This window comes from Aureisphaera sp., from assembly GCF_059726885.1.
Genome location: NZ_AP041051.1, coordinates 3,589,463 through 3,601,417 on the forward strand (window position 1 = coordinate 3,589,463; position 11,955 = coordinate 3,601,417).

Annotated in this window: 8 protein-coding genes; 6 read left to right on the top strand and 2 right to left on the bottom strand. The window is 40.4% G+C overall.

Going from position 1 to position 11,955, the window contains the following annotated elements; genetic code table 11:
- Positions 1-158 precede the first annotated feature (158 nt).
- The 4 genes from AC6JAD_RS16155 (at position 159) to AC6JAD_RS16170 (ending at position 8,171) form a co-directional block, all read left to right on the top strand.
- The gene (locus tag AC6JAD_RS16155) at positions 159-2,099 is read left to right on the top strand and encodes an alpha-1,4-glucan--maltose-1-phosphate maltosyltransferase (protein WP_461303920.1); all 1,941 of its coding nucleotides are present in this window, start codon (positions 159-161) and stop codon (positions 2,097-2,099) included.
- 1 nt (position 2,100) lies between these two features.
- Entirely contained in the window at positions 2,101-3,729 is a 1,629-nt protein-coding gene (locus AC6JAD_RS16160) for a maltokinase N-terminal cap-like domain-containing protein (protein WP_461303919.1), read from the top strand.
- A 4-nt stretch (positions 3,730-3,733) separates the two neighbouring features.
- A complete protein-coding gene (gene glgB / locus AC6JAD_RS16165) occupies positions 3,734-5,659 on the top strand; it encodes a 1,4-alpha-glucan branching protein GlgB (RefSeq protein ID WP_461303918.1) in 1,926 nt (641 codons plus the stop codon).
- A 112-nt stretch (positions 5,660-5,771) separates the two neighbouring features.
- Complete coding sequence (locus AC6JAD_RS16170) at positions 5,772-8,171, top strand: glycoside hydrolase family 31 protein (RefSeq protein WP_461303917.1); 2,400 nt, start codon at positions 5,772-5,774, stop codon at positions 8,169-8,171.
- A gap of 1 nt (position 8,172) precedes the next feature.
- Here AC6JAD_RS16170 and AC6JAD_RS16175 read toward each other — a convergent pair whose 3' ends face one another.
- Positions 8,173-9,036 (bottom strand): bile acid:sodium symporter family protein, encoded by an 864-nt coding sequence (locus AC6JAD_RS16175; RefSeq protein ID WP_461303916.1) that lies wholly within the window; start codon positions 9,034-9,036, stop codon positions 8,173-8,175.
- Between the two features lie 92 nt (positions 9,037-9,128).
- Entirely contained in the window at positions 9,129-10,403 is a 1,275-nt protein-coding gene (locus tag AC6JAD_RS16180; protein WP_461303915.1) for a carboxypeptidase-like regulatory domain-containing protein, read from the bottom strand.
- Between the two features lie 225 nt (positions 10,404-10,628).
- Between AC6JAD_RS16180 and AC6JAD_RS16185 the strand changes: the two genes are divergently transcribed.
- The gene (locus AC6JAD_RS16185; RefSeq protein WP_461303914.1) at positions 10,629-11,396 is read left to right on the top strand and encodes a PLDc N-terminal domain-containing protein; all 768 of its coding nucleotides are present in this window, start codon (positions 10,629-10,631) and stop codon (positions 11,394-11,396) included.
- Between the two features lie 94 nt (positions 11,397-11,490).
- Positions 11,491-11,928: a phage tail protein gene (locus AC6JAD_RS16190; protein WP_461303913.1), complete on the top strand. Its 438-nt coding sequence runs from the start codon at positions 11,491-11,493 to the stop codon at positions 11,926-11,928.
- Positions 11,929-11,955 lie beyond the last annotated feature (27 nt).

Genomic DNA, 11,955 nt, shown 5'->3' on the forward strand with positions numbered 1-11,955 from the left:
TTAATAGCTCGAAAAAGGGTGTTTTGGAAATCAAAACACCCTTTTTTATTATGAAATTCTCAACGAAAACGTTATCGTTTCCAAGTATTTACAAGACTCTTCAATTTATTGTACCTTCTTTTATATATTTAACATACAATCACTAATCCAAACCCTGCATGTACAATCAAAGTAGAGCGGTAATTGAAAATGTATACCCACAAATTAATGATGGCAGTCTTCCCATAAAAGCCGTAATTGATGAAATCATTCCTGTGCGAGCCGATGTGGTGGCAGATGGCCATGATGTGGTGGCAGCTTCCCTCCTATTCAAACATGAAAAAGAAAGGAAATGGGGAGAAATTCGCATGCAACACGAACAAAACGATGAGTGGTCCTCTCAATTTGGTGTTTCGAAACAGGGTCATTATACATTTAAAGTCCAAGCCTGGATAGATTATGCCCTAAATTGGCAACATGGGATTGAACGAAAGATTGAAGATGGACAAAAAGTAACCTCCGAACTATTGGAGGGTGTAGAATACTTGCAGCGAATTGCTGCAGGGGCAACAAATGATGAAAAGACGTATTTGAATGGGCTCATCTCCTACTTTGGAGATCCCAATGCATACGATACGGCTGTAGCTGAAGCCGTTTCCTCCAAACTTCATGAACTATTTACGAAGTATCCCGAAAAACTATTGTTGAATGAAAGTTCTGAGTTTCCCGTCTATGTAGATCGTCAAAAAGCACGTTTCAGTACTTGGTATGAGTTCTTTCCGAGATCATCGTCCAAAGAACCGGGAAAGCACGGTACGTTACAAGAATGTGAATCCCTGCTCCCTCGAATTGCAAAAATGGGCTTTGACACGCTTTACTTCCCTCCCATTCATCCCATTGGTGAAGTGAACAGAAAAGGTAAGAACAATACAACAGAGGCTAAACCAGATGATGTGGGTTCTTGTTGGGGAATTGGTTCGAAACTAGGAGGTCATAAGGCAATTCATCCAGAATTGGGTACTGAAAGTGATTTTAAATCCCTTGTAGACAAGGCAAAGGAAATGGGCATAGAAGTAGCCATGGATTTCGCACTCCAGGCAGCTCCTGATCACCCATGGGTTAAGGAACATCCAGAATGGTTTAAGTGGAGACCGGACGGTACGGTGCAGTATGCCGAAAATCCACCTAAAAAATACCAGGACATCCTTCCTATTTATTATGAAAGTAAGGACTGGAAAAACCTTTGGCAGGAAATGTTGGACACAGCATTGTACTGGGTAGAAGAATTCGGTATTCAGGTATTTAGGGTGGACAATCCGCACACAAAGCCTTTCTATTTTTGGGGTTGGCTCATTGCCGAATTGAAAAAGAAACATCCCGATGTGCTTTTCTTATCAGAAGCATTTACCAAACCCAAAGTAATGCACCAATTGGCCAAACAAGGATTTACTCAATCCTATACCTATTTTACATGGCGTAACAATAAGGAAGAACTCATTGAATATGTAGAAGAGCTCACGCAAACAGATCAGCAGTGGTTCTTCCGCCCTAACTTCTGGCCCAACACACCAGATATCAACCCTTGGGCATTGCAAGGGGGAAACGAAGCGGTGCACCTTCAAAAGTATTTTTTGGCGGCCACTTTAAGTTCCAATACAGGTATTTACGGTCCGGTTTTCGAACAAATGCATAGTGCGGCCTTACCCGGTAAGGAGGAATACTTGGATAGTGAAAAATTTCAGGTTCGTCATTGGGATTGGGAGCAGGAAAACAAATTGACCACTTTAATTTCGAAAATAAATCTAATTCGAAAAGAACAGCCAGCCCTTCAACAAACCAACAATATTCGTTTTCTTTCTATTGAAAATGATCAGTTGCTGGCCTATTACAAGCATGACCAGTCTAAAGAAAATGAAATCTTAGCAGTGGTAAATCTAGATCCCTACTATGCCCAAAATGGCTGGGTGCAATTACCAATGAGCGATCTTGGCATACACGAGGGCCAAACAATTAGGGTTCATGACCTCATAACTGGAAGTAGTTATCATTGGGACAAAGAATGGAATTTTGTAGAGCTTCATCCTGCACTTCCCTTCCACTTGTTCAAAATAGAAAAATAGCATGGCGAAAACGGAAACATCTAAAAATAAATCTAAAGCTCAATTCAATAGTACTTGGGAAACCCTGATGGAAGATCAAGGTTTTGTAAAGATGTTTCTTTCCGAAGTTTTGGAAGAATATATTTCGAAACAGCGCTGGTACGGAGGGAAATCGAGCACCCTAAAGTATATTGAACTTACGGAGTACTTTCGAATTCAACAGAAAGAAGAAGTATACTATGGCTTGCTTTTGGAGGTTAATTTTAAAGAGGCGTTCTATCAACATTACTTCATTCCGATCGCCTTTGTAACCGATGAAGATTTTGCCAAAGAGGATCGTATTCTATCCCTTACCATTAATGGTGTTTCCGGTTATATTATTGATGCCATAAACCTGGAGTCGTTCAGGAAATTGGTGTTCGAGCGTATTTTACAGGCAGAACCCAATGATACCACACGGGTGCAGTACCATCGTGGGGAAAGTCTCAAGGAAACCGAATATAAGTCCTCCCGTTTTATGGGAATGGAACAGAGCAATACCTCTGTAATCATTAATGACCATTGTGTCATTAAGTTCTTCAGGCGTATCTATGCCAATAAAAATCCTGATTATGAAATGTCCCGTTTCCTATCGGACAAAAAAGGGTTTAAAAACACCCCGGCCTACCAGGGTAGCCTCAATATAATTGACAGCGACAAACTCATGGTAACCATAGCCCTAATGCAGGAATTGGTGCCGAATCAAGGTGATGCCTGGGAGTATATGTTGGAAAAAATACTGAAGGTATTCCATAACCTATCCGACAAGGGTATCGACATAAAGCAATTGCCTTCCATTGGAATATTTGAGCGTATGGGCATTCGTGAAGTCCCTCCCGAGATCATAGATTGGGCTGGTTTGGATATATTCCTGAAGTTACAACAATTGGCCGTCCGTACGGCAGAGATGCACATCGCATTGGGATCTGAATTTGAAGAAACCTCTTTTACACCTCAGCATTTTAATAGGGACTATGAAGTTTGGCTTAAGAACCGCTTGCTGTATCAATTTCAGAACCGACTTAATACCGTTGAAAACAACCTTCATAAATTGGATGGCCTTGCTTTGAGTTTGGCCAAGGATTTTCTCTCTCAAAAAAATGAAATAAGAAAGCGTTTCATGTCTTTCGATTGGCACAAGCTTAAAGGGGAACGCATCCGTGTTCACGGCGATTATCATTTGGGGCAGGTTTTGGTGAACAATGGTGATTTCTATATTCTCGATTTTGAAGGGGAACCAGAAAGTACCATACGTGACAGAAGGGTAAAACAGCCACCTTTAAAAGATGTGGCAGGATTGTTCCGGTCGTTCCATTACGCCATTTATGCTACGATTTTTAATCATGGGGAAGATCTTCCCTATTCGCAGGAGCAATTGTATGAAGCAGGCGAAAAACTGTACCGCTTTTTTATTGCTGTATTTTTAAATACATATACAGACATTATACAAGAAGCAAACCTAAACATAGGATACAACCAAGAGCGTATTTTTATGTTAAAACATGCCATGCTGGAAAAAGCTGTGTATGAATTGGGTTATGAAATGAATTCGCGCCCACTTTGGGCCGTGATTCCCTTAGAAGGAATTGCCTCCATTATGAATCAAGAATAATTTTATGAGCAAGGTCAAAGCACACAGTTTTTTTTCCGAATTCGATATCAACCTCTTTAAATCGGGAAAACATTTTCGTTTATACGATAAGTTAGGGGCTCATCTAACGGAAGTAGAGGGCGAAAAAGGGGTCTATTTTGCAGTCTGGGCACCCTCGGCTAAGGCTGTTTCGGTGATTGGTGATTTCAATTATTGGATTGAAGGGGAACATCCCCTTAATGTACGATGGGACGAAAGTGGTATTTGGGAAGGATTTATTCCCGGTATTCAAAAAGGAAGCAAATACAAATACAAAATACATTCTAATCACAATGATATAAAAACCGAAAAGGCAGATCCTTTTGCTTTTCGTTGTGAGCATCCGCCAAACACGGCTTCCGTAGTTTGGAATCATACCCATAATTGGAAAGATTCGGCTTGGATAAAAAAACGGAAGAAGACCAACCAATTAAATCAACCATTCTCGGTATATGAAGTGCATTTAGGGTCTTGGATGTTTAATGCTGTGGAAAATAGATCCCTTTCCTATTTGGAGCTTGCAAAAGAATTAACAGCATACGTAAAAGAAATGAATTTTACCCATGTAGAATTCATGCCCATTATGGAATATCCGTACGATCCTTCTTGGGGTTATCAATTAACGGGATATTTTGCGCCTACTTCTCGTTTTGGTAAACCAGAGGACTTTATGGTACTGGTAGATGCACTTCATAATAATGATATTGGCGTGATTCTGGATTGGGTACCCTCCCATTTTCCGGAGGACGCACATGGTTTGGGCTTTTTTGATGGCACCAACCTCTATGAACATCCCGATAAACGAAAAGGGTATCACCCCGATTGGAAAAGCCTTATTTTCAATTATGGCCGTAACGAGGTAAGATCATTCCTTATAAGCAATGCCGTTTTTTGGTTGGATCGTTATCATGCAGATGGTCTACGAGTAGATGCTGTTGCCTCTATGCTCTATTTAGACTATTCCAGGGAAGACGGTGAGTGGGAACCCAATGAGTTTGGTGGTCGGGAAAACTTAGATGCCATCTCATTTTTTAAGGAGTTGAATACTGAAATCTATTCTAGTTTCGAAGGTGTTCAGACCATCGCAGAGGAATCGACCTCTTTTCCCATGGTATCCAAACCAACCTACATAGGTGGATTGGGCTTTGGTATGAAATGGATGATGGGCTGGATGCACGATACACTGGAGTATTTCAAAAAAGAACCCATTTATAGGAAGCACCATCAAAACGATATTACCTTCAGTATGACCTATGCGTTTACTGAAAACTTTATGCTGCCATTAAGCCATGACGAAGTGGTCTATGGAAAGCATTCCATCCTCGGTCGTATGCCAGGTGATGAATGGCAACGCTTCGCTAACCTCCGACTGCTTTACTCCTATATGTATACACATCCGGGAACCAAGTTGTTGTTTCAAGGTGGGGAATTTGGTCAGCACGAAGAATGGAATTTCCAACAGAGTCTGGACTGGCATTTATTAGACTTTGATTATCACAAAGGGGTAAAGAACTTGGTCGCAGCTTTAAATTCCCTTTATAAAAAGGAGTTAGGATTGCACGAAAAGCAATTCGATGCCTCAGGTTTTGAATGGATTGATTACAACGATTCCGAAAACAGCGTACTTGCCTTCCTAAGAAAAGGATCGGAGAAAAAAGACACGGTAATGGTCGTTTGTAACATGACACCTATTCCTAGGGAAAATTATAGAATTGGTCTGCCTGAAAAAGGAAAATACCGCCTCATTTTTAATAGTGACGAACCGCAATATTCAGGTAGTGGATTTGATGTAAAAAAACAATATTCTTCCGAAGAAATCCCTTGGCAATTTAGAGAACAATCTGCTCTTTTCAATCTCCCTCCATTAGCAATGATCGCCCTTAAACGGGTGAATTCGAAGGAAAACGGTTAACGAAATCGATTTCGTCTGTTGATTACTTTCTCGAAATAGTTCAATTGCTTAGGTTTGTTTTTCACCAAGAAATGGTTCATTTGTAATGACCCCTATTTAAAGAGGAAAAACTATGATTATAAATACCGAGTTGGAACAAAAAGGGAATCAATTCCCATCTCAAATAAAAAGCTTCACCAAGAAAAAAGATAAGTTCTTAATCACTACCCAAAATGACGTCTTATTACAAATAACTGTAGTAAGGGACAGCGTATTGCGATTTCGCTATGCCCCTGCAGGTAGTTTTCCGAATGATTTTAGCTACGCTATTGCAGATGAAGCGGTTCGAGGATATAACGAATTGGAATTTTCGGAAGAGGCCTCGCATTTTGAGATCAAGACTTCCAAATTGATCCTACATATTCAAAAGTCGAATCTAAAAAAGACCATTTACGATATCAACGGACAACTCATCAATGAGGATGAATTGGGTTTCCATTGGGAATACAGCTACGAACATGGTAGTGATATCGTTAAAATGAGTAAGACCGAGCAGAAAATGGAATGCTATTATGGTCTCGGCGATAAACCCATGCACCTCAACCTAAAAGGGAAGCGGGTGGAAAATTGGGTAACCGATGAGTATGCTTTCGGTAAAGATAGGGACCCACTTTACAAAGCCGTGCCCTTTTATGTGGGACTGCACCACGATATTTCCTATGGTATCTTTTTCGATAATACCTTTAGAACGTATTTCGATTTCGGTCACGAAAGAAGAAGCACCACTAGCTTTTGGGCGCAAGGAGGTGAAATGAATTACTACTTTTTCTACGGACCGGAAATGGAAGAGGTAGTCAAAAATTATACAGATTTAACTGGTAAGCCTGAGCTACCACCCTTATGGGCATTGGGATACCACCAGAGTAAATGGAGCTACTATCCGGAAGACAATGTGAAGGAAGTCGCTCAGAAATTCAGGGACCTTAAAATTCCTTGCGATGCGATCTATCTGGATATTGATTATATGGACGGATGGCGCTGCTTTACCTGGAACAAAGAGTATTTCCCAGATCCTAAAGGGATGGTAGACGAGCTGGCAGAGGATGGTTTTAAAACAGTGGCCATCATAGATCCAGGTATTAAAATTGACAAGGACTATTGGGTCTATCAAGAGGCATTGGAAAACGATTACTTCTGTAAGCGTGCCGATGGTCCCCTTATGCGGGGAAAAGTGTGGCCAGGGGAATGTAATTTCCCAGATTTTACCAATCCTGAAGTACGCACATGGTGGAGTGGACTATATAAAGAATTAATCGAAGATGTAGGTATAGCTGGCGTTTGGAACGACATGAACGAACCTGCGGTCATGGAGGTCCCTACAAAGACCTTCCCGTTAGACGTTCGACATAATTACGATGGAAATCCGTGTAGCCATAGCAAGGCACACAATGTATACGGTATGCAGATGGCTCGATCCACTTACGATGGGGTAAAGCAATTTGTCTATCCAAAAAGACCTTTTATTATAACGAGAGCGGCCTATTCTGGTGCGCAACGATTCTGTTCTTCCTGGACTGGCGATAATATTGCATCTTGGGAACACCTTTGGATCGCCAATCAGCAAATACAGCGAATGTGCATAAGCGGCATGTCCTTTATCGGAACAGATATTGGAGGTTTTGCCGAGCAGCCTACGGGAGAATTGTTCTTACGCTGGATTCAGTTGGGAATTTTCCACCCGTTCTGCCGCGTACATTCTTCTGGGGACCACGGAGATCAGGAGCCATGGTCGTTCGATGAGGACGTAACGGATATTACCAGAAAGTTCATAGAACTTCGTTACAAGTTACTCCCCTATTTATATACAGCATTTAAACAATATGTAACAGATGGTGTCCCCATGATTAAGCCCTTAGTGCTATTCGATCAGAAGGACCATCAGACCTATTACAGAACAGATGAATTCCTGTTCGGAAACCATATGTTGGTATGCCCAATCTTGGAGGCCAATGCCAAAGGAAGAAGAATGTATATCCCTCGAGGGAAATGGTATAACTATTGGACGCATGATTTGGTAGATGGAGGAAAAGAACAATGGGTTGATGCCGACATAGACCGTATTCCTCTGTTTGTAAAGGAAGGAGCCATTATCCCTAAATATCCCGTACAACAGTATGTAGGTGAAAAGGATTTTGATGAAGTTGAATTGGAAGTGTATTACAAAGAAGGAAAAGAAAATTCCTCTTTATATGAAGATGCCCATGATGGATACGACTATAAAAAAGGAAGATTCAGTTCAAGGACATTCAAGCTAACGGGTAAGAAAAATGAATTGATCATTCAACAGCATAAACAGGGTAAATATGTAACTCCGTATTCCAGTTTTAAATTGGACCTGAAACGACTACCTTTTACCATTAAAACCATAGAAGTAGACAATCAGGTAACCTCATTAACTTCGCTTAAAGTGAATGGCAATACGTCCCTGGTAGTCGACAAAAACTTTACAGAACTTCATATTATCGGTGAATAACCTAGGCAGCTTTGGTCTTATTTCGACCAGCCATGAAAATCATATAGCCTCCGGTAAAAAACATAAGAAGACTGTAAACCGCTGGAGCAATGGCGAATGATGTACTGTTCAATAAAACGACGGCTACGGTTATGGCTAACGTCCCGTTCTGTATACCAGATTCTATTGAGATGGAAACGGCTTCCTGTTTGGTCAGTTTAAACAATTTGGCAGAATAGAAACCTATTAGCATCGTAATCGCGTTCAACAAAAATGTGGCAAGACCAGCCTGTTGGAAATAAGAAACAAAATTGTCTTTTTCTTTCACCACCAAGCCTACAATAATCAAGGCAAGCACAATTCCAGAACCGATGCGTACGGGACGGGCCATTTTATGGGCAAAATTTGGTCGATAGTGGCGTATCAACATTCCTATGGTTACAGGAATAACAACAATAACAAGGATTTGAAGGATAGTTCGCAACACATCCAATTGAATATACTGTCCCTTTTCACTGAAATACTCCAGCGCAAAATTTACCAAGAAAGGAATGGTGAGTATAGTAATTAAGCTACTTAATGCAGTTAAGGTAACAGAAAGTGCCAAGTTTCCTTTGGCCAAATGGGAAATAAGATTGGAAGTAGGTCCGCCGGGACAGGCTGCCAATATCATAATTCCAATGGCGATCTCAGGGGGAAGACTCAACCCCACTGCTATACCAAAACCAATAAGAGGGAGTAAAATAAGTTGATTAACCAGTCCTACAAATATGGCTTTAGGATAAAAAATTACACGTTTAAAGTCTTTGGTGCTAAGGGATAATCCCATACCTAGCATAATGATAATGAGAGATCCCGCCAATATTGCAGTAGAAGCCTTGTCCATAATATCTTGATTAGTTTTCTAAGGCAAGGTACTTATTTAACATAGATATCTAAAAAAAACGGCCATAAAGACCGTTTTCAACATTTCGTTTTCTATGAGCCCTTTTCTTTTCTGAGCTTACGTTTTATCTTGTTAATAGCGGATTCGATTGATTTTTCGGGTTCAATTACATTATATGGTCCCCAAAACTCAGGATCGGAAAACCCAGACACTGCATCGGCTATAATAACAGTAGGTTTTAAACGATCTTTCATTAAAGCCACTTTACCCGAAGGGTTGGTTTCCCAATCTGTAACGGCCATTTCACTGGACAATGAGTAATGCGAATTGAACCATTTGCGACGTTTACTCACTTTAAAAGACAATTGCACACTGCCATACCCGTAATACCATTTTCCATTCTTTTCACGATAATCAACGCGATAGGAAGCTTTGGTAGGAATTACGTTTACATCCCTTGGTTTCTTTTTCACGAACAATTCGCTGGCCTCACGTTCGTTACCAATTATCAAACTATACGAAGCACTCGTAAGTGCCAAACTTTCAACATCGATATAGAGTTTGCCTTGGTATCCAGGGGGAGGAATATCCTCTTTTTGCCGAAACTGCACCACATATACGGGTTTATCGTTTACCGTAGTTGGGGCGGCGAATGAAAAGTCGTAATAGCCTATAGAACGATCGGTAAAAATGTATTCGGGGTATTTCATAACGTCGATGTATAAAGCTGAAAATGGCCCTCCTTGCAGTTTTACTGCTACGGTATCCAAACGCCGGTAATCTGTACTTTTCCTTGCCTTATGCAGTTCTAGCACATCTTTCTGAGTAGAATTATTGGGCTGTTTGTATAGATTGATGACCGCTTCGGTTAAGGAAACATTCCTGTTTCTTCTTTTAATGGTCTCCCTATAGAATGCAGTCATTAAAACATCTTCCCTTAAGTTGTTTTTTGCCTTATCGGCAAAAACCGTTCGCACCAAAGCTTCTGCACTATTAAAGGCTGTGAGGTTCACTTCGGACAACTGTGTAACCATAGGGGAAAGCCTGATTTTAGAAAAGCCCTTGTCCAATTCGGTAAGTCGGACTTCCACAGATTGATATCCCAAGGATGTAATCAAAACTGTATTTTCTGAGGTGTCTGAAGGAACTTTCAAAGTGAATTCACCCTCTGCGTTTGTAATGGTACTTATATTGGTTCCTTTTAAACCAATGGTAGCAAAAACGAGAACATCATTGGTTTCGCTATCGAAAACCTTACCATGAAACTCCTGGAATGTCTGTTGGGCCTGTAAAGGCAAGGCCACACAAATTATAAAGAATAGAAAAACGAGCCTATTCTTCAACTTATGGTCTAAAATCGCTTTCATAACTCGGTCATTTTTAAAATTACATCAAAGACACCCAATGGCATCCGTATTATCACTACAAGATACAAAATATAGATCAGCTCAGATGGTTACGTGCTGTTAGACAACGTCCTAATGATACAAAGAACCCTATTTTCAGTTAGTTGATCGAACTGTATTTGGATTTCCCCAACTTTTCGGAAAAATCAATTATATTGAAGTCTATAATAACCAACTATCCAATTAATGTTCCGTTTTATTCCCGTGGTAGCCATATTACAAGGCTATTGCTTATACCACGCTTATAAAAACCGTGCTGACCAGAAATGGTTCTGGTTAATTATTTTTTTTCCCGTCATTGGAGCAATACTTTACCTATACGACCACTTTTACAATCGGGATAACCTAGAATCCATATCCGAAGGCTTTAAAGGAATCGTAAACAGTAATTACCAGATTGAAAAACTGGAAAAGGAGCTGGAAACTACGGATAGCGATCTTAACAGGTTTAATTTGGCAGAGCATTATATGCAGGCAGGTAGATTTAAGGATGCAATTAAATTGTACACTTCATGTCTCGGCACAAAACCTGAAGGCCAGTTACATGTACTTATCCCATTAATAGCAGCACATTATTACAACGGGAATTATGCTCAATCGGTCGAATATGCAGAGAAGATTGCGGATAAAAAAGAATTCAAGAAGGCCCCAGAGAAAGTGGGATATGCCTGGTCCCTTTACCATATGGGAGAAATCAACAAGGCTGAAGAAGTCTTTCAGGAAATGGATTCTATGTATACCAATTATCCACAGCGCTTGGAGTATGCCAAATTTCTCTCTGAAAATGGAAGCACATCGGAGTCATTGAAACATCTTGAGAAACTACTTTCTGAATTTGGTAAAATGCAGCCCAAAGAACGACGTGATAAAAGGTTAATTTACAAAGCCATTAAAAATTATAAGGAGTCCTTGTCGAAAGCAAAAGTTACCAGAAGTCACGCCAGTCTTTTGTAATACGAACTGTAGTTATTCCGTATAAATAGGGACTTTTCAATCTTACATATTTTTTTGCTACCTTTAGAAGACTAACAATCAAACCAGTAGCCATATGAATCCAGCCGAAAACTCCCCATCTCCTTTTCATTTCGAATTATCTGCCAATGGCGAACAAACAACTTTTAAGGAAGTTGATGGCATGGTCACCGAGGTTGTACTTAAAAACAACTTAAAAGAAGGGGACAATCCGTTTCGGTTCCGTCTGCCTTCGCTTCCAAAAGGGAATATTCAATTGAAAAAAGGAACGATACAGCAAGGTTCCAAATTAATGGAATGGTGTGCCGCTTGCCAAAACCCAGAGGAAGCCACCCCAAAAAGCAATGCTACGCTGCGCTTAAAGGATGCTAAGGGAAGATCTTTGGTAGAATGGACGCTTCACCGTGCACATGCTGTTAGCAATAAGAAGGCTTCCAATGATGAAAAAAACCCTACCCCAAACAATGATAGTTTAGAATTGGGCTATTCGTTTTATTCTTTGGACAGAAAGTAGTGTGTTCTAATTAGTCTTTAAAATTCC

Coding starts and splice junctions, on each gene's coding strand:
- AC6JAD_RS16160 (WP_461303919.1), top strand. CDS start 2,101: ATGGCGAAAACGGAAACATCTAAAAATAAATCTAAAGCTCAATTCAAT.
- AC6JAD_RS16170 (WP_461303917.1), top strand. CDS start 5,772: ATGATTATAAATACCGAGTTGGAACAAAAAGGGAATCAATTCCCATCT.
- AC6JAD_RS16180 (WP_461303915.1), bottom strand. CDS start 10,403: ATGAAAGCGATTTTAGACCATAAGTTGAAGAATAGGCTCGTTTTTCTA.
- glgB (WP_461303918.1), top strand. CDS start 3,734: ATGAGCAAGGTCAAAGCACACAGTTTTTTTTCCGAATTCGATATCAAC.
- AC6JAD_RS16190 (WP_461303913.1), top strand. CDS start 11,491: ATGAATCCAGCCGAAAACTCCCCATCTCCTTTTCATTTCGAATTATCT.
- AC6JAD_RS16155 (WP_461303920.1), top strand. CDS start 159: ATGTACAATCAAAGTAGAGCGGTAATTGAAAATGTATACCCACAAATT.
- AC6JAD_RS16185 (WP_461303914.1), top strand. CDS start 10,629: ATGTTCCGTTTTATTCCCGTGGTAGCCATATTACAAGGCTATTGCTTA.
- AC6JAD_RS16175 (WP_461303916.1), bottom strand. CDS start 9,036: ATGGACAAGGCTTCTACTGCAATATTGGCGGGATCTCTCATTATCATT.